Source organism: Piscinibacter gummiphilus (assembly GCF_002116905.1).
In the GTDB taxonomy this organism is placed as follows: Bacteria; Pseudomonadota; Gammaproteobacteria; order Burkholderiales; family Burkholderiaceae_C; genus Rhizobacter; species Rhizobacter gummiphilus.
On the sequence record NZ_CP015118.1, the window covers coordinates 695390 to 720577 of the forward strand.

Sequence of the window (25188 nt, forward strand, 5' to 3'; positions counted from 1 at the left end):
GAGACTTCCCCACCCGATGCTGACCCTATTCCGTTGGTTCTCCAGGTTTCCGCTGCGCGTGCTGCATGCCCTCGGCGCGCTGCTGGGCTGGATCACCTACGCCTGCTCGCCCACCTACCGGCGCCGGCTCCAGGCCAACGCCACCCTCGCGGGTGTCCCCGAGGCCGAATGGCGCGGTGCCATCGCGTCGGCCGGGCGCATGGTGGCCGAGATCCCGTACCTGTGGGGCCGCCCGCCCGGCGAGCCCATCCTCCCGAAGGTGCGCTTCGAGAACGAGGGGCTGCTGGCCGACGCGCTGGCCCAGGGCCAGGGCGTGCTGCTGCTCACGCCGCACATGGGCAGCTTCGAGGTGACGGCCCAGGCCATCGCCGAGCGGTTCGGCGCCACCCAGCCCATCACCGTGCTGTACCGGCCGGCGCGCCACCCGCTGCTGAAGGAACTGGTCCGTACCTCCCGCGAGCGGCCGAACCTGATGGCCGCGCCGGCCACGCTGTCGGGCGTGCGCCAGATGATCCGGGCCCTGCGCAAGGGCGAGATGGTGGGCCTGCTGCCCGACCAGGTGCCGCCCGACGGCATGGGCGTGTGGGCCCCGTTCTTCGGCCAGCCCGCGTACACGATGACGCTGGCCTCGCGCCTCGTGCAGCAGACCGGCGCCACGCTGCTGCTCACCTGGGGCGAACGGCTGCCTCACGGCGCGGGTTTCGTGCAGCGCTTCCTGCCGTTCCCGGAGGCGCTGCCCGCCGATGCGGCAGAATCCGCGGCCGCGATCAACCGGGCGATGGAGGGGCTGATCCGCCAGCGCCCGTCGCAGTACCTGTGGGGCTACCACCGGTACAAGGCCCCGCGCGAACAGCCCGCGGCCTCGGAGAACAAGGAGTAAACGCGTGGCGACACGACTGCTGTTGGGGTTCCTGTGGCTGCTGCAATGGCTGCCGTTGTCGGTGCTGGCCGCCCTCGGGCGCGGGCTGGGCAGCCTGCTGTGGCGTGTCGCGTCGTCGCGCCGCCGCATCGCGTTGCGCAACCTCGAACTGTGTTTCCCGGACCTGACCCTGGAAGACCGCCGCAAGCTCGGCAAGGAACACTTCCAGTGGCTGGGCCGCAGCATCCTCGAACGCAGCCTGCTGTGGTTCGCGTCGGCCGAGCGCCTGAAGAAGGTGATCCACGTCGAGGGCGACGTGAAGCTCGCCGAGCGCAGCAGCAAGCCGGTGATGTGGCTCGTGCCGCACTTCATGGGCCTCGACGTGGCCGGGGTCGCGGTGCTGCTGTTCCAGGAGCACGAGGGCTGCTCGATGTACCAGGAGCAGAGCAACAAGGCGATGGACGCGGTGATCCGCCGCGGCCGCCTGCGCTTCGGCCATGCGCAGATCTTCCCGCGCAGCGACAAGGCGTTGCCGCTGATCCGGGCCATCCGCCGCGGCGTGGCGTTCTTCAACCTGCCCGACATGGACTTCGGCGAACGGGACGCCGCGTTCGTGCCGTTCTTCGGGGTGCCGTGCGCCACGTTGCTGGCCCCGTCGCGCATGGCCAAGGCGCTCGACATGGTGGTGCAGCCCGTGATCGCCGAGATGCTGCCGGGCGGGCAGGGCTACCGCGTGCGCTTCGGCGAGCCGTGGACCCACTTCCCCACCGACGACGCGCTGGCCGACACGGCCGCGATGAACAAGTGGATCGAGGCGGAGATCCGCCACAACCCGGCCCAGTACCTGTGGGTCCACAAGCGTTTCAAGACCCGGCCGGCGGGTGAACCCTCGTTGTATTGAACCGCCGGGCGGATAATCGCGGGATGCGACTGCCATTCACCAAGATGCATGGCGCGGGCAACGACTTCGTCGTGCTCGACGCCACCCGCGCCCCGCTCGACCTGACCGAGGCGCAGCTGCGCCACCTGGGCGACCGCCACTTCGGCGTGGGCGCCGACCAGATCCTCCTCGTCGAACGCACCGCCACGCCGGGCGTCGACTTCCGCTACCGCATCTTCAACGGCGGCAGCGGCGAGGAGGTGGAGCAGTGCGGCAACGGCTCGCGATGCTTCGTGCGCTACGTGGTCGACAAGGGCCTCACCGACAAGTCCACCATCCGCGTCGAGACCCTGAACTCGCTGCTCGAGCTGCGGCTGCAGAACGACGGCCGTGTCACGGTCGACATGGGTGCGCCGGTGTTCGAGCCGGCCCGCGTGCCGTTCGATCCGTCGGGCCTGGAGCCCCGTGTTGTCGCCGACTCGCCGCTGTGGCCGCTCGACGTGAACGGCGAACGGGTCGAGATCGCCGCGGTGTCCATGGGCAACCCGCATGCGGTGCAGGTCGTGACCGACGTCGACACGGCACCGGTCGCCACGCAGGGGCCCGCCATCGAATCCCATCCCCGTTTCCCGCGGCGCGTGAACGCCGGCTTCCTGCAGGTGGTGGACCGCCGCCACGTGCGCCTGCGCGTCTACGAACGCGGCGCCGGCGAGACGCTGGCCTGCGGCACCGGTGCATGCGCGGCCGTGGTCGCCGGCATCCGGCGGGGGCTGCTCGACGCGGTTGTCGACGTCGAGACGCGCGGCGGCCGCCTGACGATCGAATGGCAAGGGGGCGACGCGCCGGTCCTGATGACCGGCCCGGCCGTCACCGTCTACGAAGGAGCAATCGAACTGTGAGTAGCATGAACCTGCAAGGCATCACCGAAACCGACATCGCGAACTACCTGGTCAACACGCCCGGGTTCTTCGAACGCCACGCCGAACTGCTGGCGTCCATCCAGCTCACCAGCCCGCACGGCCAGCGCGCCGTCTCGCTGCAGGAGCGGCAGATGGAAATGCTGCGCGACAAGCACAAGGGCCTGGAGCTGCGCATCGTCGAGATGATCCGCTACGGCCAGGAGAACCTCGCCATCGCCGACCGGCTGCACCGCTGGACGCGCCAGATCCTGCTGACGCAGAACCCGAGCGACGTGCCCGAGGTGCTGGTCAGCGAGCTGCAGCACCAGTTCATGATCCCGCAGGCGGGCATCCGCCTCTGGGGCGCGGCCGAGATGTTCCAGGGCCAGCCGTTCTCGCGTGACGTGAGCGTCGACGCGCAGAGCTTCGCGACGAGCCTCACGCAACCGTACTGCGGCATCAACTCCGGGTTCGAGGCCTCGTCGTGGCTCGACGACCCGTCCACCGTCACGTCGATGGCACTGATCCCGCTGCGCCACGACCTCGCCACGCCGGCCTTCGGCCTGCTGGTGCTCGGTTCGCCCGATCCCACGCGTTTCAGCGCGGACATGGGCACCGACTTCCTCGTGCGCATCGGCGACCTCGCCAGCGCCGGCTTGTCGCGGCTGCTGCCGCCGCGCTGAGCGCATGGCGACCGGTGTCGATGCCAACGCCGCCCCTTCGGAGGCGGCGCTCGCGCCCGACATCGCGTCCCACCTGCAGCACCTGCAGGTCGAGCGCAAGCTCGCGCCCCGCACGCTGGCGCTGTACCACGAGGCGCTCCTGCGCCTGCAGCGTTTCGCCGAGGGGCAGCCCGTCGAGCTGCGCCGGGCCCAGGTGCACCACGTGCGGCGCTGGGCCGCGCAGCTGCGCGCCAGTGGCCTCGCGCCGCGCAGCATCGCGCTGGTGCTGTCGGCCTGGCGGGGCTTCTACCGCTGGCTGGGGCGCGACGGGCTCGTCGACCTGAACCCGGTCGAAGGCGTGCGCGCGCCGAAGGCGGCCATCCCGCTGCCGAAGGCGCTGTCCGTCGACCAGGCGGTGACCCTCGCCGAAGCGCCCGCGGAACACGACGACCCCGCCATCGCCGCGCGCGACCAGTGTGTCGTCGAGCTGCTGTACGGCTGCGGGCTGCGGGTCGGTGAACTCGAGGGCCTCGACCTCGTGGCCGGGCCCGAGACCGCGGGCTGGATCGACGCGGCCGACGGCCTCGCCCACGTGTTCGGCAAGGGCAGCAAGCGGCGCGGTGTGCCGGTGGGCGGGCCCGCGCTGAAGGCGCTGGCCGGGTGGCTCGCGCTGCGGTCCACGATGGCGCGGGCCGACGAGCCGGCGCTGTTCGTCAACCAGCGCGGCACGCGGCTCACCGCGGCGCAGGTGCGCGCGCGGCTCAAGCGGCGCGCGGTGCAGGCGGGCCTGCCCACGCACGTCCATCCGCACATGCTGCGGCACTCGTTCGCGTCGCACGTGCTGCAGTCCAGCGGCGACCTGCGCGCGGTGCAGGAGCTGCTGGGCCACGCGAACATCCGCACCACGCAGGTCTACACGAAGCTCGACTTCCAGCACCTCGCGAAGGTGTACGACGCGGCGCATCCGCGGGCGAAGAAGAAGTAGCGCGACAATCCGGGGCATGAAGACGATCGTTCTGAGGGAGGGCAAGGACCGCTCCCTGCGCAAGCGCCACCCCTGGGTGTTCCCGGGCAGCATCGCCAGCGGCAAGGCCGACCCCGGCGAAACCGTGCGGGTCAACGCCCACGACGGCAGTTTCCTCGCGTGGGCGGCCTACAGCCCCGCGTCGCAGATCCGCGTGCGGGCCTGGAGCTTCGACCAGGCCGAGCGCATCGACGCCAGCTTCTTCGAGCGCCGCATCCGCGAGGCCGTGGCCATCCGCGCGCGGTTGCCCATCGCGAGCGACGGCGTGCGCCTGATCCATGGCGAGGCCGACGGCCTGCCGGGCCTGATCGTGGACCGCTACGGCGACACGCTGAGCGCCCAGTTCCTGTCGGCCGGCATCGAACGCTGGAAACAGGTCATCGCCGACCATCTGCTGAAGGCCACGGGCCTCACGCGCCTGTACGAACGCAGCGACGCGAATGCACGCGAACTCGAAGGCCTGCCGCAGGTGACCGGCTGGCTGCGCGGCGATGGCCCCACCGAGATCACGATCCGCGAACACGACTGGCAACTGACCGTGGACGTGGCCGAGGGCCACAAGACCGGTTTCTACCTCGACCAGCGGGACAGCCGCAAGCTCTTCGCCGACACCGTGCGCCACTTCGGCTGCCAGCGTGTGCTCAACTGCTACAGCTACACGGGCGGCTTCAGCGTGGCTGGCCTCTCGGGCGGTGCGGCCCACGTGACGAGCGTGGACTCGTCGGGCCCGGCGCTGGCGCGGGCCACGGCCCACGTCGCGCTCAACGGTTTCGACGCGTCGCGCCACGAGGCACTGGACGCCGACGTCAACGCCACGCTGCGCGAGTTCGTGCGCCAGGGCCGGCGCTTCGACGCCATCGTGCTCGACCCGCCGAAGTTCGCGCCCACGGCCGCCCACGCCGAACGCGCGGCACGCGCCTACAAGGACATCAACCGGCTCGGCTTCATGCTGCTGGAGCCGGGCGGCCTGCTGTTCACGTACTCGTGTTCGGGCGGCATCAGCGCCGACCTGTTCCACAAGATCGTGGCGGGCGCCGGGCTGGACGCGCCGGCCGACGGGCTGATCTACGCCCGCACGGGCGCGGCGCCGGACCATCCGATGACGGTGACGTTTCCGGAGGGGGAGTACCTGAAGGGGTTGGTGGTGCTGAAACGCTGAGCGTCATCGGGTCGCGAAAACAAGGTTGCCATCCCGGCGTAGGCCGGGATCCTGTGCGTCCGCCGATGATCCCGGCCTGCGCCCATTGCTGTCCGGGGAACTTGTATCAAGCAAAGGCCAGATCCATCTGGCCCGCCTTGAAGGCTCTTAGCTCGGTTCGTCGTCGTCGGCTCTCGGTGGTTTTCTCGCGCCGCCCGACTCGCTCGAACAGTGTTGCTGTCAACTCGTTCAACCGCGTTCGCAAGCTGCTCTCGCCCTGCTTTCCTGCCTGCTCCAGCACCAGGAGCAGGTAGGTGATCAGTGCCGTCATCACCTGGATCCGAACAGCATTCTCTGTTCGCGCGCAGAACTTCTTGATGTTCAGGTTCTGCTTGATCCACTTGAAGAACAGTTCCACCGCCCAGCGCTCCTTGTAGAGCGCTGCGATCTCTGCGGCGGGTGCGTTCAGATCGTTGCTGGCGAACACCAGCGGCGTGTCGCCGGGCCGGTGCACTTCGATCCGACGCAGCGGTTCGACGTAGCGGTTGTATCGGCCACCGCCGGGCCTGCGGTTGGTCAATCGAACAACTTGATCCTTGAGGATGACGCCCTCGTCTGCCTCTACGATCTCCCGCTCCGCCACCACCTCCAACTTCACGTTCATCTTGAACCGGGTCACGAACCGCGCGCCCTCAGCGTCGATGTCGTGCCACCAATTGAAGTCGTAGTACCCCTTGTCGAAGACGTAGGTGGCGTCCCGCTCGATCGGTACGGGCAGCGCCGCCGTCAGATCGTTGACGTTGGTGGCCGTCATGCTCTGCCACCAGGGCGTTGCACTCCCGTGCTCGTACACCATGTGCAGCTTCAGGCCCTGCGTGGAGCGCACCTTCGTCGGAGCCGCCCACTCGTCGAAGCCGCGTCCCTTCAGGCTCACCGTCGTCGAGTCGATCAGGAACAGCAGGTCGCTGTACTCCCTGCGCACCTTCGGCTTGAGCATGTTCATCAACGCTCGAGCCGTGTCGCCGAACACTCGCCAGTCACGGCGCTTGTTGGCGTCGCCCAGCGTCGAGTGCGTCAGGCGTCCCGCGCCCAAGTGGTAGTGGTGGTTGCTCTGAGCGTTGAAGCCGGTCGCGATGTCCCGCAGCGAACTCGACTTGGACACCTGGGCATAGACCATCGCCACCAAGTGCCCCCAGCTGTCGAAGCTCTTGCAGTATCGATCAGCGTCGTATCTCTCGACTGCCTTGTCGAACGCCCCGCGTGGGAGCAGCTTCAGGAACTGGTGGAACCGGCTTATGCTTTGCATGTTGCGGGGGTTTGTTGATCGAGTTGGCGCTCTGGGATTTATCCCAAATCACCAACCCTCGCAACAACTTACCGCTCAGCACTCAAACTTTCCCCGGACAGCAATGGGCCTGCGCCGGGATGACATGCTGTTCAGGGCTGGGTGCAAAGGGCTATCAGCCCATCCGCACGCAGTCGCGCCCCGCATGCTTGGCCGCATACAACGCCGCATCCGCCCGCGCCAGCAGCTCCTCCACCGTCTCCTCCGGCCGGCACACCGCGACCCCGAGCGACACCGTGACCTTCAGGTCCGGATGCAGCCGGTTCCATGCGTGTTTGGCCACCCCGTCGCGCACCCGCTCGGCCGCGATGTGGGCCGACGATTCGTCTTCGGTGGCCGTGAGCACCGCGAGGAATTCCTCGCCGCCGTAGCGGCCCAGGCGGTCGGACGTGCGCATCTCCGCCGAGGCGCGGCGCGAGAAGGCGCGCAGCACCTCGTCGCCCACCGGGTGCCCGAAGCGGTCGTTCACCTGCTTGAAGTGGTCGATGTCGAGCAGCACGATGGAAAACGACTGGCCGGTGAGCTCGAACTTGCGGTGCTGCTGGTCGAGCAGTTCCATCACGCTGCGCCGGCTCAGCGTGCCGGTGAGGCCGTCGCGCGTGGCGCGGCGGTGCATCTTCTCGAACTTGGCCTTGAGCTTCGCGTTGCGCTGCATCAGCACGTCGCGCAGCTGCAGCCCGTACAGGTCCAGCAGCGTGACCCGGGCCAGCACGAGGGCGAACCACGCGGCGCTCACCACCCGCTGCCCGAGGTTGCCCGTGGGCAGCGCCACGTTCAGGCCGCCCCAGGCGAGCACCCCCGCCACCCCGATGGCGATCAGGGCGGACGTGGACAGCACCGCCATGCGCGACACCCGCATCGCGCCGAAGGCGTTGATGACCAGCAGCATCATCAGCAGCGGCACGCCGACGGCCGGCACCCACATCACGAAAGCGAGGTGGATGGCGGAGTGCACCAGCATCTGCGGCACCACGAGGAACGGGTCGGCGAGGCCTTCGCTCTTGCCCGAGCGGAGCAGCACCCAGAACACGCCGCACGCCACGGCGCCGGCGCCCGCGTAGGCCCAGGGCGCGAAGCCGTCGATGGCGCCGAAGCGGGCGAAGCCGAGCAGCAGCAGCGTGTCGAGCGTGTAGCTGGCGAGCACGACCCCCAGCATGCGCAGGCATTGGCGCTGGCGTTGGGCACGCGCCGCGGCCGTCAGGGGCTGCGACTCGTCGTCTTCGTCGTCACGGGCTCGGGCAGAAGCGATGGCGGACATGGATGGTGGCGGCGGCAAGGCATGGCGTGGCCACGCGCAGGCGCGGCCCATCGGGGTCGTTATCGGCGGGCGGCCGCCGGGCTTGAACGGCGGATGGGCGGCAACTCGACCGCGGGCTCGAACTTGGCACGCTTCACGCTGAAAAATGCCTTCACGTTGCGCACGTTGGCGTCCTGCGTGAAGAGGCGGTGCACCACGGCGTCGTACGCCGCCATGTCGGCCACCTGCAGCACCAGCACGAAGTCCGGACCCGGGGCGACACGGTAGCACTGCTGAACCGCCGCGTCCCCTGTGGCACGGGCCTCGAAAGTGACCAGATGTTCGGCCCCTTGCCGGTCCAGCGTCACCTCGGCGATGGCCGTGAGGCCGGCCCCCAGCTTTTCCGTCGACAGGATGGCCACCCGCCGCTCGATCACCCCGGCCTCCACCAGGCGCCTGACCCGGCGCAGGCAGGTGGCCGGGGAGGTGGACACCGCGGCCGCCAGGTCCTGGTTGGACATCGACGCGTCGCGCTGCAGCACCCCCAGGATGCGGTGGTCGGTCTCGTCCAGATCGTCGAAAACGAGAGATTCTTTCGTTCTTTCTTCGTTCATGAACGAATTATCCGTGATTGCGAGGTAGTGATGGATTATTTCGATTTTGCGCAAACTTCGCAAACTTCCATCTTGAATCCCTCCCTACCATCCCCGAACTTTGTAGACACCCTGGGGAGAGATTTCATGTGTGGCATCGTCGGCGCCGTCAGCACCCGCAACATCGTTCCGATCCTGATCGAAGGCCTCAAGCGCCTCGAGTACCGCGGCTATGACTCCTGCGGCGTGGCGGTCCACCAGAACGGCCAGCTGCGCCGCGCCCGCAGCACGGCCCGCGTGTCGGAACTGCAGCTGAACGTGGAATCCGACGGCGTCGCCAGCGGCACCGGCATCGCCCACACCCGCTGGGCCACCCACGGCGCCCCGGCCGTGCACAACGCCCACCCGCACTTCTCGCACGGCCCCGGCTCGGACGCCAACACCGCCACGTCGGGCCGCATCGCCCTCGTGCACAACGGCATCATCGAGAACCACGACGAGCTGCGCTTCGACCTGAAGAACAAGGGCTACGTCTTCGACAGCCAGACCGACACCGAGGTCATCGCCCACCTGGTCGACCACCTGTACGACGGCGACCTGCTCGACGCCGTCCAGCGCGCCACGCTGCAGCTGCGCGGCGCCTACGCCATCGCCGTCTTCTGCAAGGACGAGCCGAACCGCGTGATCGGCGCCCGCGAAGGCTCGCCGCTGGTGCTGGGCGTGGGTGAGGGCGGTGCCGAACACTTCCTCGCCAGCGACGCGATGGCCCTGGCCGGTGTCACCGACCAGATCATCTACCTCGAAGAGGGCGACGTGGTCGACATCCAGCTGGGCAAGGTGTGGATCTCCAGCCGCACCCCCGAAGGCCGCGTGTACGGCGCCACCGCGGCCACCGCCGCCCAGGCCTTCAAGCCCGTGCAACGTGAAGTGCGCATCGTGCACGCCCACACCGGCGCCGCCGAACTCGGCCCGTACCGCCACTTCATGCAGAAGGAAATCTTCGAGCAGCCGCGCGCCATCGCCGACACCCTCGACGCCGTCGAGAGCGTCACCCCCGAACTCTTCGGCGACGGCGCCTACCGCGTCTTCAAGGACATCGACTCGGTGCTGATCCTCGCGTGCGGCACCAGCTACTACAGCGGCTCCACCGCGAAGTACTGGCTCGAAAGCATCGCCAAGATCCCCGTCAGCGTCGAGATCGCCAGCGAGTACCGCTACCGCGACAGCGTGCCGAACCCGCGCCAGCTCGTCGTCACCATCACGCAGAGCGGCGAAACCGCCGACACCCTGGCCGCCCTGAAGCACGCCCGCAGCATGGGCATGAACCACACGCTGACCATCTGCAACGTGGCCACGAGCGCCATGGTGCGGGAATGCGAACTCGCGTACATCACCCGCGCCGGCGTCGAGATCGGGGTCGCCTCGACGAAGGCCTTCAGCACGCAGCTCGTCGGGCTGTTCCTGCTGACCCTGTCGCTGGCCCAGGTGCGAGGCCACCTGACCGAAGCGCAGGAACTGGCGCACCTGAAGGCGCTGCGCCACCTGCCTGTCGCCGTGCAAGCCGTGCTGGCCCTGGAGCCGCAGGTCATGGCCTGGGCCGAGGAATTCGCCCGCAAGGAAAACGCGCTGTTCCTGGGCCGCGGTCTGCACTACCCGATCGCGCTGGAAGGTGCGCTGAAGCTGAAGGAGATCAGCTACATCCACGCCGAGGCGTACCCGGCGGGTGAACTGAAGCACGGCCCGCTCGCCCTGGTCACCTCGGAGATGCCGGTCGTGACGATCGCGCCGAACGACGCGCTGTTGGAGAAGCTGAAGAGCAACCTGCAGGAAGTGCGGGCGCGGGGTGGCGAGCTGTTCGTGTTCGCGGACTCGGATTCGCGGATCGAGTCGTCGGAAGGCGTGAAGGTGATCCGGATGCCGGAGCACTACGGGGCGCTGTCGCCGATCCTGCATGTGATTCCGCTGCAGTTGCTGGCGTATCACACCGCCTGCGCTCGGGGCACGGACGTGGACAAGCCGCGGAACCTGGCGAAGTCGGTGACGGTGGAGTGATTGAAAGGGGCTTCGGCCCCTTTTGTGGTTTGGAACAATAAAGTCTGTCGGGCGTCAATCAAGTCCGTCGGACTCGTGCTCTGAGCAAGGGAGGCTGACGGTCATTGCCATGATGTCGAAGAGGCCGCCGGTGACGCCAAGCTCAAGACCGGACTCTCACGTCCCGTCCTCCGGTCCAGGAAGAGCGTTCTGGCGGGGGGGCCTCCGTCGAAGCCCGTGACCCGTGGGGCGCCAGTTCCTGATGTCGTTCCACGAAGACCGCAGCGCTTGCCTCAGGCCCTTGCCCTCGGACTCCGGATCGAGCAACTCGGCAACGGGTCGAGCCAGCCGTGCGCCGAACACCAGGGCCCAGATCGGGAGGAGCGCGAAGTACGGGGTCGGTTCGAACAGGTGCGTTGACTTGTAGATCTCGTGCATGGGGGTTTGGTCCATGCGTTCCCTGGTCGTCCGGTAGGCCGTCAACGATGCGTCCGCGTGGAGCTTTCGTCCCGGAGGGATCAAATCTCTGCCGATTCCGAGGACCTCTTTTTCCTGCATGCAGCGTGCGCTCATGCAGGGGGTGGCCGAGTCCGTTGCGATGCAACTGGCGCCTGGGCTCAGGGCTACCGAGGTCGAGAAGTTGCGGGAGACGTAGCGCACGTCGGTACGGGGGCAGTGCTGGACGATGTCTTTGGTGTGCTCGTCGACCCGGGTGCGACGATGGGCGATCCGGCTCGCTGCAAGACAAGGTGAGTCCGCGGCCTTGACGTCGTGGTCCAAGTCGAGCTGGGCATCCGCGACGGCGATGCCGCCGGGGCAGTTGGCGGCGACCAGCCGCGCGCCATCGAGCGATGCCAGCTGATCCCAACTCGATCGCAAGGCCTCGTCCCACTGCTGCGAATGATCTTTCCAGAGAAGCTGACCAAAGGCGAGAAGCGCGACGGCGATGCTTGCGGCTGAGGTCGAGGTCCAGAGGAGATCGATCCCCGCCGAGAGCCGGCGCCGAGCGGCGCTGGACGTGTGCAGCAAGCCGCGGAGGGCCACGCCGAAGCCGAACAACGCGGCCAGAGAACAGAACCACCAGGAAGCAAACCACGACATCGACTGCAAGGCTGACGGATACAAGCTCTCTCCTGTTCGAGGTGGGCGCCCCCGCGTTGAAGTCGACGGGGCGAGGATGGGTGAAGTCAAGACGTTGTCGACACTCCGAAGGCCCTCTTGAGTCTGAGGACGACGCCAGGTCATCCGGGAAGGTCGGGGTCGGGGCTGCCCGCTCGCTGAGGCACAGCGTCACGCAGCGGACACCTGGAAGCGCTAGCGTGCCGGTTGTTACCACTGTCGCCTCTCCCCCATGTCTTTCGCTGTCCCGTTCCACCGTGCCCGCTGGGCCGCCTTCACGCTCGTCGCCCTGATCGCCGCCTGCGGAGGCGACGACGACGAGGTCGCTCCGCCCGCTTCGCAGATCGCCTCGCTCAAGCTCGTGGGCAGCACCTCCATCGCGACCGGCACGATGTTCGACGGGGTGGAGTTCGGCGGCATCTCGGGCCTGGACCGCGCGGCCGATGGCACCTTCTGGGCCATCTCGGACGACCGTGGCGGCGAACGCGGCACGCCGCGCTTCTACAACCTGGCGATCGACCACGACGCCGCGGGCGCCGTGACGGTCCAGGTGCGCTCGCAGCGGTACATGCTGCGCGAGGACGGCACGGCGTTCCCCGCCAACGCGCGCACGGTCGACCCCGAAAGCATCCGCCTCGCCCCCAACGGCAACCTGTACTGGTCGTCGGAGGGCAACTGGTCGGCCACGGCCGGGAGCCTGTTCCAGCCCTTCGTGCGCGAAATGAAGGTGGACGGGACGCACGTGCGCGAGTTCGCGATGCCGGCGATGTACCGCTACGTCGACAACACCACCACCGGCGCACGAAGCAACAAGCTGTTCGAGGCGCTGGCGGTGGCGCCCGACGGCACCGTGTACGCGGCGAACGAGGATGCGCTGGTCCAGGACGGCCCGCTCACCACGATGCAGGCCGGCAGCGTCGTGCGCGTGACCGCCTTCGACCCGGCGACCGGCCAGCCGAAGGGCCAGTACGCCTACCAGGTGCCGGCCATCCCGGTGGACGCGCCCCCCGGCGCCGCATTCGGCCCCGACAACGGGCTGTCGGAGATGATCGCGGTGGGCAACCGCCAGTTCATCGCCGTCGAGCGCGCCTTCGCCGTCGGCATCGGCAACACCATCCGGCTCGTGCTCACCGAGATCCAGGAGGGCACGACGAACGTGCTGAACACCGCGTCGCTCACCGGGGCGACCTACACGCCGATGACGCGCCGCCTGCTGCTCGAGATGCCCATCACCTGGCAAGGCGTCAAGCTCGACAACATCGAGGGCATCGCGTGGGGGCGGACCCTCGCCAACGGCAACCGCACGCTGGTGCTGGTGGCCGACAACAACTTCACCGCCCAGACGCAGTCGACGCAGTTCATCGTCCTCGAAGTCGTGATGCAGTGACGGGGCGGACGCTGCCGGGAGGCGACCGCTCCCCCAGCACCCCCGCCATCGCCCCCAGAAACCGCTCGAACGCGATCGGCTTGGTCCAGTAGTCGTTCGCGCCTTCGGCCAGCGCTCGCTCGACGTCGCCGGGCATCGCGCTCGCGGACAGCACGACGATCGGCACGCGCCGGGTCGTCTCGTCCGCGCGCAGGGTGCGCAACACTTCCAGTCCGTCGACGTCGGGCAGCTGCATGTCGAGCAGCACGAGGTCGGGCACCAGTTCCCGCGCGCGGGCGATGCCGCTGCGCCCGTCGGTGGCGGTGTGGACGGTGACGCCGGGCCAGCGGGCGAACAGGCTCTCGATCAGCAGCGTGTTGACGGCGTTGTCCTCGACGTAGAGGACGGCGCCCGTCGGCAGGGCCGGCGCCGCCGGGCCGGGGAGGGCGCCGGGCACGGTGTCCTGCGGGATGGCCTGGAGTTCGGCGCGGGGGATGTGCACCCGCACTTGTGTGCCCACCTCCACCTGGCTGTCGACGGTGATCGATCCGCCCATCAGGGCCATCAGCTGCCGCGACAGGGCGAGGCCGATGCCGGTGCCCTCGACGGTGCTGCGTTCCCGCCCGAGCCGGTTGAAGGGCTCGAACAGCCGGGCGAGCTGCTGCGGGGTCATGCCGATCCCGGAGTCGGCGACCTCGATCGCGACGTCGCCGTCCTCGGTGGGCAGGACACGCACCCGCACGCCGCCGTCGGGCCGGTTGTACTTGATGGCGTTGGAGAGCACGTTGAGCAGCACCTGGCGGAGCCGGGTGGCGTCGGCCCGCACCGCGGTCGCCGGTGGCGTGTGGTGTGCGGCATCCAGCGTGACGCCGAGCTGGGCGGCGAGCGGGCGCGCCATGTCGAGCACCTCGTCCAGCAGCGATGGGAGCAGCAGGGCGCGGGCGTCCACCTTGATCGTCCCGGACTCGATGCGCGCGAGGTCCAGCACGTCGTCGATGAGGGTGAGCAGGTGCCAGCCCGCGTGCCGGACATGGTCCAGTTGCACGCGCTGATCGGGCGTGAGGCGTTCGGCGGCTTCCTCGCGCAGGATGGTCGAGAACCCGAGGATGGCATTGAGCGGCGTGCGCAGCTCGTGGCTCATGTGCGAGAGGAACTGCGTCTTCGCCCGGTTGGCCGCCTCGGCTTCGGCCTGCGCACGGCGGGCCTCCTCGGCCTCCTGCAGTTCGGTGATGTCCAGCACGAGGATCAGCAGGCAGGCCTGCTCCAGGTACTCCAGCGGCTCGGCATTCACCAGCACCCGGCGCGCCCGGCCGCGGATGTCGATGGAGCGCGCGAGGAAGTTCCGGGCGCGTCCCTCGCGGGCCACGAGGGCGTAGAAGACCTCGCGGTCCTCGGGCACCACGCCGAACCCGAAGTCGGCGGTGGCCTTGCCGATGAAGTGTTCCCGCGGCAGGCCGTCCCGCTCGCAGACGGCCTGGTTCACGTCGAGCACGCGGCGGTCCCGGGTCGACACGATCGCCGCCGGCACGGGCGCCGCCTGGAACAGCTTGCTGAAACGCTCCAGGCTCGCCTGGGCCTCCCGCATCGAGTCCACTCGCTGCTGTTCGCTCGCGAGGAAGTCCAGCGCGAAGGACACATCCTGGCTCATGCGGTCCAGCAGTTGCAGCAGGGGCGCGTCGAAGTAGTCGCGCTCCGTCGCCGACAGCATCAGCACCGCGGCCACGCGCTCGCCCCGCCGGAAGGGCAGCCACACCATCGCATGGATGCCGTTCTGCGCGGCGAGGCGATGCCAGCTGGTGGTGAGCGGGTCGTGCTGGTAGTCGTTGCAGACCCGGCGCTGGCCGTCCCCCAAGGCGCGGGCCGTGTACGAGTCGCGGTACGAGGGCGACGCGGGATCCCATTCCACCGGGATGCCGGCGAGGATGCGGGCCGCGGGGCCGGCCGTGATCTCGCGGCGCGCCAGGCCGTCCCGCATCAGGTACAGGCAGGCCATCTGCGCGTGCCCGGTCTCGACGCAGATGTCGCAGATGGCCTGGTACAGGGCCGCGGGGGCACGGATCCGCAGCACGGCCTGGTTGGTCTCGGTGAGGGTCTGGTAGTAGTTCGACATGCGTTCGGCTTGCGCCCGGGTCGAACGGTGGTCGAGGGACTGCTGGAGCAGTGAGGCGGCCAGCTGGGCGATGCCGGAGAGCACCGCCGCCGGGACGGCGTAGCCTGCCAACAGGTGCAGCGGGTCGGACCCGCCCGCGAGCGCCACCAGCAGGCCGGCGGGCGCGGCGATCAGACCGGCCGCCAGCACCCACGGGCTGGCGCGGCGAGGCCGGGCGCCCAGGCACAGCACCGCGCCGCCCAGGTCGATCCACACGAGGGCCAGGGCCGCCCAGGTGGGCGAGCCCGCGAGGGACGCGGCGAGGGCCAGCGCGAGCGCGGGAAGGGCGAGCGCGAGGAGTGGCCCGCGGCGCCGCGCGAACGGCCAGGCGAGTTGCGCCAGCAGTCCGACCGACCAGCCGATGCGGGCGCCGCACGCGATGACGAGCCCCGCTCCGGCGGGCACGACCGCGGCCGGCCCCGGCATGCCTTCGGCCCACGCGAGCACCGCCGTGATGGCGGACGAGGCCCCGAACCAGCGGAAGGCGGGGTCGCGGTCGATGCACCACACCGCCCACTGCAGGAGCGCGACGATGGTCAGGATGACGGCGATCGCGCCGGGGCCTGCCAGCTGCGGAGCAACGGGAGCCATCTTGCACCTCCCCTCGTGGCCGTGAGATCCCTTCACGCGAGGCGGCGAGCCGTGCGCCGCCGGTCCCGGGCCGGTGGCGAATCATGCGCCTTCCCGGCGCGGACCGCCAGCGTGCGGTCCCTCCCGTGAACCGGCGTCTTCCCGGCGGGTCCGAAGTCCATCGGGGCGCAGACCGTGCGAACGGCGTGATGGTCTGTGCAGCGCTCTTCACCAGGAAGCGATGGCGCCCCTTGTGCCGACAGCGCTCGAACAGCGGGTTCGGGCACTCGACCGTTGCTCGAATCGACGATGACGGTCAGGTCGATTCGGCTCTCGCCATCGCGCGACGCAGGAGGCGAACGAGGCGCACCTTGAGCCTGCTCGTGGTCCAGCGGCCGGCTTGGCGGTTGCCGCGCCGACTGACCGCTTCGCAAGTGGCGCACACCCCGGTCGGCAATAATTCCGTCCCCTCGTCCTCGCCTCCGCCCCCACTTGACCCTCGACCCGCCCCCCGACCGCAAGGCCCGCCCCTGGTACCTGGCCGCCGCCCTCGTGGTCCTGCTGCTGTCCGCCGTCCTGGGCGCCTCCTTCGTCGGCTGGGCCTACTGGCGCCAGCAACCGGACTACGCGAACACCTATCTGACGAACCGCGGCGCGCAGCTCGACGTGGCCCTGCCCGACACGACGCGGATGACGCTCGATTCGTCCACCCGCGCCGAGGTCCTGCTGTACGGCTCGCGCCGTGTGGTGCGCCTCTCGACGGGGCAGGTGGTCTTCGAGGTGCCGCAGGACGGTCGCCCGTTCGAGGTGCAGGCGGGGCCGTGGCGCATCGAGACCGCCGGCGCGCGCTTCGCGGTGCGCCATACCCCGAGGGTCGACAAGGACACCCGGGGGCAGGTGGCGGTGGAGGAGGGCCGTGTGCAGGTGCGGATGGGCGGTGCCACCGTGGACCTGGGCGCGGGCGAGCAGGTGGCGGGCGATGCGACGGGTCGGCTCGGCGCGGTCTCGCGGGTCGCCCCGGACGCCATCGCCTCCTGGCGATCGGGCCGCGTGTCCTTCGACGCCACGCCGCTCGTCGAAGTGCTCGCCGAGTTCGAGCGCTACGGGTCCACGGGCCTCGTGCCGGCCGACCCGCAGGTCGGCGCGTTGCCCGTCACCGGGATCTTCGACCCACGCCGGCCCGAAGACCTCCGCCGCAGGTTGCCCGAGCTGCTGCCGGTGCGGCTCCAAGCGCGGGGCCAGTTCACCGAGGTCGTCGACGCGCGTTGACGGCGCCCGGCCGTGCGGATCCTGGATCGGCGTGGACGTGCGATGCGGGATTGAAGAACCGCCGCGCCCGGCCTAGTGTGGGTGGTGACTTCGTGTCCTCTCACCCGCATCAGGAGAACCCCATGTCTCATCCCCTGCGTTCCAGCTTGCTCGTGCTGACGCTCGCTGCCGCTCCCTGGGCCGCGCAAGGCGCCACCCCGTTCCACATCTCCGGCACGTTCTCGGGCACCACGTGGGCTGACCATGCCTATTACACGGAACCACGCCCGCCGCTTTCCTATTACCAGGACGCGCCGGCCACCGGCACCTTCGACATCTTCGTGCCCGCGCCGGTCCATCACCCGGTGGCGGATCCCGACGACCGCTCCTACTGGCTCAACGGCGCGGGCGGCTACCTCTCGATGACGTTCGACATCCAGGGCGAACACTTCGAGGTGTTCCAGGGCTCCCCGAGCGAACCGTGGGGCTTGCCGAGCATCATCCTGCTGAGCGACTACGGTTCGACCACCCAGACGGTCCACTTCATGACCGACTTCATGCCCAAGTACGGTGGTGGCGGGGCGTCCATCACCGGCCTGCAGGGCAGCCTCTTCGATGATCACGATGCCACCACGCTGCGGGCCAACGCGGGCGATCCGCTGACCTTCAGCTTCGGGTTCGTGTCGTCCGAGCTCGGCTACCGATTCAGCTTCGAAGACCTCGACGTGACGTGGGCTTCGGTCGCCGCACCGGTGCCCGAACCCGCCACGGCGGCCCTGCTGCTGGCCGGACTGGCCCTCATCGGCGCAACGCGCCGGCGTCGCTGATGCTGACCGTCGCCATGGTCAGAACGTCGACGGCGCCAGGTACGGCATGCTCCACAACGTGACCTGCAGCGTCACCGACTTGAACCACGCTGCATGCATGGCGTCCACTTCCGCGGCCGTGTGGCCCTTCTTCGCGAGGAACGGCTTGATGGTCGCCGTGATCGGCACGATGAACGCGATCAGGTAGCGCAGGTGGATGTGCTGCGACGGCGACACGATGCCGTCCGTCAGGTTCTTGCGCGCGCTCGTGTGGCGCAGCCCGATCTCGTACTGGTAGTCGAGCCACGCGCGGTCGTACTGCGCGGCACAGGTGTCCTGGATCCACTGCCCGAACCGTCGCCGCACGGCGCCGAGGTAGGCCGGGCTCGGCTGGCCGTCGGCGCCGCTGAAGTACTTCACGAGGTGCGGGTGTCCGCCGACGAAGCCATACCAGACGTCGAGGACGGCTTCGACCTGGTCGCCGAGCACCTCGCCCGCGAGCCGCAGGTGGTGAAGATCGGCGTCGCCGAGCAGAACGGTCTGCTTGAGCAGCGCGAAGTCGGCATCGCTCAGCGGCGAGGGGGTGACCTGGGCGGTGCCGTACGTGTAGCCGGGAATGGCGGTGGTGGAGGCGTTCATCGGGATTCCTTTCTGCGGGGCGTGTTCACCCGGTTCGGGCGCAGGCTGAGCCTACGCACGCGCCGCCGAACGAAGAAGGGTCCGATGGGAGAGAAGGACGCCGTGCCTGGGATGAGTTCCCTGCTCCACCAAAGCAGGAGGACGGGATGGGCCGACCGCGGGTCGGCCCATGCGTCTTGTCACTGGTTCAGGTCGACGCGGTACACCGTGTAGCTGCCGTCACCGGCGTTGATGCCGGTGTCGTCGGCCCGCTCGACGCTGATGTTGCCCAGGCCCGCGGCCTGCGCCACACCCAGCGAATCCTTGGCGGACTTGAACAGCACCTTGCCCGCCGTCGCCACCTTCGTGAACGTCCAGCTGCGCGCCGAGCCGTTCGCCGCACGCGTGATGTTCTGCTTGCCCTTGACGTAGTTCAGCACCACCTCCCGGTTCGCATCGGGCGACGCCCACACGATGTCGAACGCCTTGCCCGTGCCCAGGATGAACGGCGCACTGCTGTTCGCGCGGTAGTTGTTGGTGGCGATGATGAACTCCTGCGTCGCGCTCATCGGCTGGCCCTTGTAGGTCAGGTTCTTGATGCGTTCGCCGCCCTGGCTCGGGTTGTTGACGTTGTACTTCGGTTGCGTCACGTCGATCTCGTAGGCGATGTCGGGCGAGGTGAACGCGTCGAAGTTGTAGCCCGGGAACGAGGAGCCGGGCTGCACGCCGGTCTTGCTGTCGTTGATGAGCCACTGGTCGGTGGTCTTGGTCGGGTCGATCTGGTTGAAGCGGTTGGCCGCGTTTTCCAGCCACATCTTCACTTGTGCGCCGTTGACCTTCACGGCGTTGATCGTGTTGTTGTCGTACAGGTAGAGGTCGGCGGCGGCCACGACGGACAGCGTGCCGGAGGCCACGTTCGTGTAGTCGCCGCTGTTGCCGTAGCCGGCCTTGAACGGCGCGGTGACGGACAGCACGGGCAGGGCCGCGTACTGCGGCAGGCTCTTCTGGACGTACTGGGCCACGTACTCCTGCTGCGCCTGGTTGACGACCTGCAGCGCGCTCGGGTCACCGAGGTCGGCGAACATCGAGGCGAGGCGGAAGTCGCTGTTGCCGATGGGCGAGGCGACGTAGGTGCGGGTCTTGTCGTGCAGGGCCTGCACCGCGGCGATCACGGCGGCGTCGGGTGCGACGTACTCGGTGCCGTTCTGGATGTTGCGCACTTCCACGGCAGTCTTCGTGGTGTCGATCGACCACTTCTTCGCGGTGTTGTCCCACTTGAGCGAGTAGTTGATGACGCCCAGGCCCTTGCCCCACGAGCTGGCCATCACCGCGGGCACGCCGTTGACGGTGCCCTTGGTGTTGTCCGCGCCGTCGAACTTGTACGACGGGTTGGCGCCGCGGTTGGGGAACACGTTGTGTTCGTGGCCCATCACGATGCCGTCGATGCCCGGCACGTCCTTGGTGATGTAGTAGCCGGGGTTCTCCATGTTGGCGCTGTAGCCGCTGGCGGACATGCCACCGTGCAGCAGCACGAACACGAGGTCGGCGCCCTTGGCGCGTACCTCGGGCACGTACTTCTTCGCGGTCTCCAGGCCGTCCTGGGTGCTGATCTTGCCGTCGAGCTTGTCCTTGTCCCAGTTCATGATGCCGGGGGTGGTGATGCCCACGACACCGATCCTGATGGGCACCGTGCCCTTCGAGCCGTCCGCCATCGTGGCGGTCAGGTTGCGCTCGAGGATGACGTAGGGGGCGATCAGCGGCTTGTTGGTCTTCAGGCTCGTGACGTTGGCCGTGACCATCGGGAAGCCGGGGCCGTTGGCCGGGGTGGCGGCGGCCGGGTCCACGCCGGCGACGTCCAGGCCACCGCCGAGGATCTGGTTCAGGTAGGGCAGGCCGAAGTTGAATTCGTGGTTGCCGAGCACGCCCACGTCGTACTTCAACGTGGCCATCGCCTTGTACATGGTGAGCTGCTGCGTGGCCGGGATCGGGGCCACCTGCGCTTCGTAGGTCCCGAGCACCGTGCCCTGGATGGTGTCGCCGTTGTCGACCAGCAGGGTGTTGGCGAACTCGGTGCGCGCCTGGTGGATCAGCGTGGCGGTGCGCTCCAGGCCGACCGTCTTGTCTTCCTTGTCGGAGTAGTAGTTGTAGCTCCGCGCGTAGTAGTGCAGGTCGGTGGTCTCGAGCAGCGCCAGCTGGGCCGTGCCGTTCTGCGTGACAGTGGGCGGGGGCGTGACCGTGTCGTTGTCACCGCCGCAGGCGGACAGGGCCAGCGCGGTGGTGCCCAGGGCGAGCAGCGCGCGCCAGTGGGGACGGGACATGGGGGAGGTGGAGACTTCGTGCGACATGAATGATTCCGTGAACGAGACATCTTTCGTGGCGCCATGTCAGCCGCCACGCGAACGGATCATTCTTCGTGTCCGCTTTGACATCTCTGTGAAGACCCTTCGAGGGCGTCTCCGGGGGGCCATGACACGAAGGTGACGGCGCGCCGCCGGCTGCCCGGGCAACATCGACGCCACCCGATCGGTCATCCGTCCCCACCGCCATGGACCACTTCATCCTGTACGGCTCCCCCATCAGCTATTTCACCGGCAAGGTGCGCGCGTACCTCGACTGGAAGCGGGTGGCCTACCGCGAGGTGCTGTCCTCGGCCGAGGTCTACCGGGACGTGATCCTCCCGAAGGTCGGCTTTCCGGTGATCCCGGTGCTGGAGACCGGCCGCGGCGAGGTGCTGCAGGACAGCACCGACATCATCGAGACGCTGGAGCAGCACATCGGTGGTCCGTCGATCACGCCGGCGGGAGGTGTCCAGCGGCTGGCCGCGACGCTCCTCGAACTCTACGGTGACGAGTGGCTGGTGATTCCGGCGATGCACTACCGGTGGCACCACAACCGCGACTGGGCCCTGCGCGCGTTCGGCGAGCTCAACGCGCCCGGGGCCACGCCGGACGAGCAGTGGGCGATCGGCAGCAAGCGGGCCGGTCCCTTCGCGCAGGCGGCGGTGCTGCTGGGAGCCTCCACGCCCGAGATGCAGGCCGCCATCGAGCGGTCCTACGAAGCCCTGCTGGCCGAGCTGGATGCACATTTCCAGGCGGTGCCATATGCCCTCGGCTCGCGCCCGTCGATGGCCGACTTCGGGCTCTACGGCCCGTTGTATGCCCACCAGTACCGCGACCCGGCCAGCGGTGCGCTGATGCGGCGCGCGGCCCCGAACGTGGTGCGGTGGGTGCAGCGACTCGAATCGCAGACCACGCCGCTCGGTGGCGACTTCCTGCCGCACGACGAGGTTCCCGCGTCGCTCGACCCGGTGTTCCGGCGGCAGATGCGCGAGCAACTGCCCGTGCTGGCCGACAGCGTGGCGCGCCTGCGGGACTGGCTCGCCGCCCATCCCGCGGAGCCGGTGCCACGCGCCATCGGCAAACACGGGTTCCTGCTCGAAGGATTCGAGGGGGAGCGGATCATCCGGCCGTACAGCCTCTGGATGCTGCAGCGTGCGCGGGACGTGTACCGCTCGCTGGAAGGGGCCGACCGCGAGCGTGCCGACGCCTGGCTCGACCGCGTGGGCGGTCAGGGCTTCCGCCTGCTGCCCGATGGGCCGCGGCTGAGGCGGAGCGGCCTGAGCGTCGCCGAGGACCGCTGAGCCCGGGGACAGAAGCCCGGCCCCGAAGGGCCGGGAAGGCGGGCCGATCAGTGCCGGTCCGCCAGACAGATCGATCGGAAAACGGCTGCGACGCTCAGCTGCAGCGCTCGGTGCGGAAGCTCGAGAACCCGAGGGCGTTCGGGTTGCTGCAGGCGAAGCTCGTGTAGCGCGTGTCGCCGTCGATGAACCGCTTCATCCACGCCACGCCCTTGAGGCCCACCGTGGGGTTGGCGTTGTTGAAGCAGAAGTGGTCCCCGGCGGTGCGCTCGAGGTACTGCTTCGGGTTGCGCGACATGCTGTTGTAGAACGGCACGGCGTGCGACAGGATCGGCGCGACCACGTCCGCCTGGCAGGCGAAGATCAGCGTCGGCACGGTCAGCGACGAGAAGTTGGAGGTCGTGTTCCACGGGGCCTGCGGTGCCGCGGCCTTGATCGAGGGGCGGTTCTGCGCCGAGATCAGCGAGCCCCCGCCACCCATCGACCAGCCCATCACGCCGGTGCGGCTGCCGTCCACCTTGTTGTAGAGCGGGCTGGTGCTCTTGCTGCCCAGGGCCACCACCTGGTCGAGCGCGCGCAGCTGCTGCGACGAGCGGCTGGACGGCTGGTCGTAGATGGTCAGCGTGTCGATGGTGACGACCGCGAAGCCGTGCGAGGCGAGGCGCGGGCCCCACCATTCGATGCTGCTCTGGTACGACAGGTACCCCGGCACGATCGCGATCACGCCGACCTTCGCGCCCGCGTTCGTGGGGTAGTAGATGGTGCCGCCGCCGTGGCCGTTGGCGGAGAGGCGGGTGGTGGCCACGGTGAACGGGCCGCGGCTGGCTTCCAGCGAGGCCTTCGTGGGGGCGGGGCCGATCTGCACGGCGGACGCCGCGGTGGCCGTGACGAGTGTGGCGGCGAGGCATGCCACCTGGAAGAGTCGATTGAGTTTCAAGGCTTGTCTCCTGTTGTGATGTGGCCGTGCCTCGACGATGTCGTGGCCGGCGATGCCGATCGTCGCGGGATCGCGTCGCCGTGGCATCGGCACATGTCACCCCCCAGATCGCACAAGCGACGGGATGGTGCGTGTGCTAGCCGGCCCCCGAGGGCGGGATTTCCTGGATCGCCGGGACACCCCGCTCTCGGTCACAGTGACGGGCCATGGAACGCTCCCGCTCCCGCTCCGCTGCTTCGCCCTCGCCGGTGACGACGAACCCCGGGGGCCGTCGATTGCACCTCGGGCGCAACGGCTTCCTCTACGCCGGCGCCATCGACGACACCACCACGCAGCGGAACTCGGTGGTGCTGTGCGTCGCGCTCACCGGCCACCCGTTCACGGTGCACACGCGCAGGGAATCGCTCGCGGTCACCGACGCCGTGCTGGTGGCCCCGGGCTGGCTCCGGATCGACACGTGCGGTGCACCCGTCGCCCTGCTCGACGTCTGTCCCACCGACTACCACTTCCGCGCGCTGGCGCGCGCCGTCGTCGGGACCCGGGTGTGGCCGTGCGCGCACTTCGCGGAGCTCTTCGACGACCTCGCGTCGTTTCGCAGCGGACGCATGCCCCGCGGGGAGGCCGACGCGCTCCACGTGCGTGTCCTCGAACTCGCCATGCAGCGGGTGCCGCCGGTTCCGCCCCTGGACCCGCGCATCCGCCAGGTCATGCGGCGGATGCGCGAGGAACCCGGCCTGCCCGTGGCCGACCTGGCCGCGGCGGTGGACCTGTCGGCCGATTGGCTCCGCCGCCTCTTCGCCGCCGAGGCCGGCCTGCCGCTGGGCCGGTACGAGATGACGCTGCGTCTGCAGACGGCCGCGGCCCACCTGCACCTCGGCGTCAGCCTGACGCAGGTGGCGGCGAACGCGGGCTTCGCCGACCTCGCCCATTTCTCGAAGTTCTGGAAACTGCACTACGGCTTTGCGCCGAGGCGTGCCTTCGCCGGCTCGGAGGTGGTGATCGACGAGGTGCCATGGCCGTGCATGGAGACGACCCATCCGGGGACCGAACAGCGGGCATCTCCCGGATGGGCGCGACTCAGCGCCGAAGCACCTTGATCAGCGCCGCCAGCTCCTCTCCCTCCAGCCCTCGGGCCGACGCTTTCGCGAGCCAGCCGTCCACCAGTCCCGGCAGTTCCGTGTTGATGCCCAACCCGCGCGACGTGTCGAGGATGCGCCGAACCGCCGGCACCGAGATGCGCAGCGGGCTTTCGGTGGCGCGGAAGTCGCCGCCCGCCACCACGCCGCCCTGGTGCTCGAAGAAGGCGCCGAAGCTCGGGGCGATCGCGTGCACGAGTCGGCCGTACGTGGCGACGTCGATGCCGGTCACCTCGGCGATGTGCGCGCCGTGCAGGAAGCCGGCGTACGCGCCGTAGACGTACGACAGGGTCGCGAGGTCCATGAACGCGGCGGCGTCCACGGCGTCGCCCAGGTGCAGCAGGTGGCCGGCGACGATGCGCAGCAGCGGCTCGGCCTGCGTGAAGGCGGCCGTTTCGCCCGACACGAACAGCGGGGTGTCGGGGCGGCCCATCTGGCTCGGTGCGGCCTGGATCGCACCGTCGAGGTACCGCGCGCCGTGCGCGTGGGCCCAGGCCTCGGCGCGGCGGGCGTCCTCCGGGCTGCCGGTGCCCAGGTTGACGACGAGCCGGCCGCGCACGGCATCGGCCACGCCGTCCTGCGCGAGGATCGTTTCGGCCGCCGCGTAGTCGAGCACGCAGACCAGCGTCGTGCCGCTGGCGGCGATCGCCTCGGCGGGGGACGCCGCGAGCACGGCACCGCGTGCCACGAGCGCGTCGGCCTTGCCGGGACTGCGGTTCCAGAGGGTGACGGTGCGGCCGGCCTTCAGCAGCAGGTCGGCGAGGGCGAGGCCCATCGGGCCCAGTCCGATCACGGTGACGTCGGTGGTGGTGTTCAAGCGCTTCTCCAGGGTCTGCCACATGGCGGTGCCATGGTTGCGCGCGGGCCGCCGCCCATCAATTACCTCGCTGTTCAGTCCGGGTTCGCGGCGGCGGCCGGCGGACGGCGCGGGCAA

Annotated in this window: 21 protein-coding genes; 12 read left to right on the forward strand and 9 right to left on the reverse strand. The window is 69.2% G+C overall.

The window, feature by feature from the left end:
* The first annotated feature begins 16 nt into the window (after positions 1–16).
* The 6 genes from A4W93_RS03160 to A4W93_RS03185 are packed head-to-tail and all read left to right on the forward strand — an operon-like array spanning position 17 to position 5483.
* Positions 17–880, forward strand: a complete 864-nt coding sequence (locus A4W93_RS03160; protein ID WP_085749221.1) for a lysophospholipid acyltransferase family protein — start codon at positions 17–19, stop codon at positions 878–880.
* Positions 881–884: 4 nt separating this feature from the next.
* A complete protein-coding gene (locus A4W93_RS03165) occupies positions 885–1760 on the forward strand; it encodes an LpxL/LpxP family acyltransferase (RefSeq protein WP_085749222.1) in 876 nt (291 codons plus the stop codon).
* A gap of 23 nt (positions 1761–1783) precedes the next feature.
* On the forward strand, positions 1784–2638 hold the full coding sequence (gene dapF, locus A4W93_RS03170) for a diaminopimelate epimerase (RefSeq protein ID WP_085749223.1): 855 nt from the start codon (positions 1784–1786) through the stop codon (positions 2636–2638).
* A 5-nt stretch (positions 2639–2643) separates the two neighbouring features.
* A complete protein-coding gene (locus A4W93_RS03175; RefSeq protein WP_085749224.1) occupies positions 2644–3321 on the forward strand; it encodes a DUF484 family protein in 678 nt (225 codons plus the stop codon).
* Between the two features lie 4 nt (positions 3322–3325).
* Entirely contained in the window at positions 3326–4285 is a 960-nt protein-coding gene (locus A4W93_RS03180) for a tyrosine recombinase XerC (RefSeq protein ID WP_085749225.1), read from the forward strand.
* A 16-nt stretch (positions 4286–4301) separates the two neighbouring features.
* Positions 4302–5483: a class I SAM-dependent rRNA methyltransferase gene (locus A4W93_RS03185; RefSeq protein WP_085749226.1), complete on the forward strand. Its 1182-nt coding sequence runs from the start codon at positions 4302–4304 to the stop codon at positions 5481–5483.
* Between the two features lie 106 nt (positions 5484–5589).
* Here the strand turns inward: A4W93_RS03185 and A4W93_RS03190 are convergent, their stop codons facing one another.
* The 3 genes from A4W93_RS03190 to A4W93_RS03200 all read right to left on the reverse strand — a co-directional run bounded on the left by A4W93_RS03190 (position 5590) and on the right by A4W93_RS03200 (position 8658).
* Positions 5590–6768 (reverse strand): IS4 family transposase, encoded by a 1179-nt coding sequence (locus tag A4W93_RS03190; RefSeq protein WP_085749227.1) that lies wholly within the window; start codon positions 6766–6768, stop codon positions 5590–5592.
* A 154-nt stretch (positions 6769–6922) separates the two neighbouring features.
* Positions 6923–8065, reverse strand: coding sequence for a GGDEF domain-containing protein (locus A4W93_RS03195; protein ID WP_085749228.1), 1143 nt, complete (start codon positions 8063–8065; stop codon positions 6923–6925).
* Positions 8066–8124: 59 nt separating this feature from the next.
* Complete coding sequence (locus tag A4W93_RS03200; protein WP_085749229.1) at positions 8125–8658, reverse strand: Lrp/AsnC family transcriptional regulator; 534 nt, start codon at positions 8656–8658, stop codon at positions 8125–8127.
* A 126-nt stretch (positions 8659–8784) separates the two neighbouring features.
* Here A4W93_RS03200 and glmS point away from each other — a divergent pair, with 126 nt between their 5' ends.
* Positions 8785–10689 carry a glutamine--fructose-6-phosphate transaminase (isomerizing) gene (gene glmS / locus A4W93_RS03205; protein WP_085749230.1) on the forward strand — a complete coding sequence of 635 codons (1905 nt, stop codon included), beginning with the start codon at positions 8785–8787 and terminating at the stop codon, positions 10687–10689.
* 156 nt (positions 10690–10845) lie between these two features.
* On the opposite strand, the gene A4W93_RS03210 is transcribed toward glmS, so the two are convergent.
* Positions 10846–11793: a hypothetical protein gene (locus A4W93_RS03210; RefSeq protein ID WP_157131578.1), complete on the reverse strand. Its 948-nt coding sequence runs from the start codon at positions 11791–11793 to the stop codon at positions 10846–10848.
* 226 nt (positions 11794–12019) lie between these two features.
* Here A4W93_RS03210 and A4W93_RS03215 point away from each other — a divergent pair, with 226 nt between their 5' ends.
* Complete coding sequence (locus tag A4W93_RS03215) at positions 12020–13174, forward strand: esterase-like activity of phytase family protein (RefSeq protein WP_085749232.1); 1155 nt, start codon at positions 12020–12022, stop codon at positions 13172–13174.
* On the opposite strand, the gene A4W93_RS03220 is transcribed toward A4W93_RS03215, so the two are convergent.
* Positions 13146–15893: an ATP-binding protein gene (locus tag A4W93_RS03220; protein WP_085749233.1), complete on the reverse strand. Its 2748-nt coding sequence runs from the start codon at positions 15891–15893 to the stop codon at positions 13146–13148. The two genes, A4W93_RS03215 and A4W93_RS03220, sit on opposite strands and share 29 nt — an antisense overlap.
* Positions 15894–16364: 471 nt before the next feature.
* Here A4W93_RS03220 and A4W93_RS03225 point away from each other — a divergent pair, with 471 nt between their 5' ends.
* Both A4W93_RS03225 and A4W93_RS30230 read left to right on the forward strand, forming a co-directional pair.
* Positions 16365–17141: a FecR family protein gene (locus tag A4W93_RS03225; RefSeq protein ID WP_237357679.1), complete on the forward strand. Its 777-nt coding sequence runs from the start codon at positions 16365–16367 to the stop codon at positions 17139–17141.
* A 122-nt stretch (positions 17142–17263) separates the two neighbouring features.
* Positions 17264–17947 (forward strand): PEP-CTERM sorting domain-containing protein, encoded by a 684-nt coding sequence (locus A4W93_RS30230; RefSeq protein ID WP_085749234.1) that lies wholly within the window; start codon positions 17264–17266, stop codon positions 17945–17947.
* Between the two features lie 18 nt (positions 17948–17965).
* On the opposite strand, the gene A4W93_RS03235 is transcribed toward A4W93_RS30230, so the two are convergent.
* Positions 17966–18565 (reverse strand): protoglobin domain-containing protein, encoded by a 600-nt coding sequence (locus A4W93_RS03235; protein WP_085749235.1) that lies wholly within the window; start codon positions 18563–18565, stop codon positions 17966–17968.
* 179 nt (positions 18566–18744) lie between these two features.
* The gene (locus A4W93_RS03240; protein ID WP_237357680.1) at positions 18745–20862 is read right to left on the reverse strand and encodes a bifunctional 2',3'-cyclic-nucleotide 2'-phosphodiesterase/3'-nucleotidase; all 2118 of its coding nucleotides are present in this window, start codon (positions 20860–20862) and stop codon (positions 18745–18747) included.
* A gap of 227 nt (positions 20863–21089) precedes the next feature.
* Here A4W93_RS03240 and A4W93_RS03245 point away from each other — a divergent pair, with 227 nt between their 5' ends.
* Entirely contained in the window at positions 21090–22184 is a 1095-nt protein-coding gene (locus tag A4W93_RS03245) for a glutathione S-transferase (RefSeq protein WP_085749237.1), read from the forward strand.
* Between the two features lie 94 nt (positions 22185–22278).
* Here the strand turns inward: A4W93_RS03245 and A4W93_RS03250 are convergent, their stop codons facing one another.
* Positions 22279–23118, reverse strand: a complete 840-nt coding sequence (locus A4W93_RS03250) for a poly(ethylene terephthalate) hydrolase family protein (RefSeq protein ID WP_085749238.1) — start codon at positions 23116–23118, stop codon at positions 22279–22281.
* 206 nt (positions 23119–23324) lie between these two features.
* On the opposite strand from A4W93_RS03250, the gene A4W93_RS03255 reads away from it, so the two are divergent.
* Positions 23325–24215 (forward strand): helix-turn-helix domain-containing protein, encoded by an 891-nt coding sequence (locus A4W93_RS03255; RefSeq protein WP_085749239.1) that lies wholly within the window; start codon positions 23325–23327, stop codon positions 24213–24215.
* Here the strand turns inward: A4W93_RS03255 and A4W93_RS03260 are convergent.
* Entirely contained in the window at positions 24196–25071 is an 876-nt protein-coding gene (locus A4W93_RS03260) for an NAD(P)-dependent oxidoreductase (RefSeq protein WP_237357681.1), read from the reverse strand. The two genes, A4W93_RS03255 and A4W93_RS03260, sit on opposite strands and share 20 nt — an antisense overlap.
* Positions 25072–25188: the final 117 nt, after the last annotated feature.

Coding starts and splice junctions, on each gene's coding strand:
- A4W93_RS03160 (WP_085749221.1), top strand. CDS start 17: ATGCTGACCCTATTCCGTTGGTTCTCCAGGTTTCCGCTGCGCGTGCTG.
- A4W93_RS03185 (WP_085749226.1), top strand. CDS start 4,302: ATGAAGACGATCGTTCTGAGGGAGGGCAAGGACCGCTCCCTGCGCAAG.
- A4W93_RS30230 (WP_085749234.1), top strand. CDS start 17,264: ATGTCTCATCCCCTGCGTTCCAGCTTGCTCGTGCTGACGCTCGCTGCC.
- A4W93_RS03255 (WP_085749239.1), top strand. CDS start 23,325: ATGGAACGCTCCCGCTCCCGCTCCGCTGCTTCGCCCTCGCCGGTGACG.
- A4W93_RS03240 (WP_237357680.1), bottom strand. CDS start 20,862: ATGTCCCGTCCCCACTGGCGCGCGCTGCTCGCCCTGGGCACCACCGCG.
- A4W93_RS03220 (WP_085749233.1), bottom strand. CDS start 15,893: ATGGCTCCCGTTGCTCCGCAGCTGGCAGGCCCCGGCGCGATCGCCGTC.
- A4W93_RS03195 (WP_085749228.1), bottom strand. CDS start 8,065: ATGTCCGCCATCGCTTCTGCCCGAGCCCGTGACGACGAAGACGACGAG.
- A4W93_RS03180 (WP_085749225.1), top strand. CDS start 3,326: ATGGCGACCGGTGTCGATGCCAACGCCGCCCCTTCGGAGGCGGCGCTC.
- dapF (WP_085749223.1), top strand. CDS start 1,784: ATGCGACTGCCATTCACCAAGATGCATGGCGCGGGCAACGACTTCGTC.
- A4W93_RS03245 (WP_085749237.1), top strand. CDS start 21,090: ATGGACCACTTCATCCTGTACGGCTCCCCCATCAGCTATTTCACCGGC.
- A4W93_RS03175 (WP_085749224.1), top strand. CDS start 2,644: ATGAACCTGCAAGGCATCACCGAAACCGACATCGCGAACTACCTGGTC.
- A4W93_RS03215 (WP_085749232.1), top strand. CDS start 12,020: ATGTCTTTCGCTGTCCCGTTCCACCGTGCCCGCTGGGCCGCCTTCACG.
- A4W93_RS03200 (WP_085749229.1), bottom strand. CDS start 8,658: ATGAACGAAGAAAGAACGAAAGAATCTCTCGTTTTCGACGATCTGGAC.
- A4W93_RS03235 (WP_085749235.1), bottom strand. CDS start 18,565: ATGAACGCCTCCACCACCGCCATTCCCGGCTACACGTACGGCACCGCC.
- glmS (WP_085749230.1), top strand. CDS start 8,785: ATGTGTGGCATCGTCGGCGCCGTCAGCACCCGCAACATCGTTCCGATC.
- A4W93_RS03190 (WP_085749227.1), bottom strand. CDS start 6,768: ATGCAAAGCATAAGCCGGTTCCACCAGTTCCTGAAGCTGCTCCCACGC.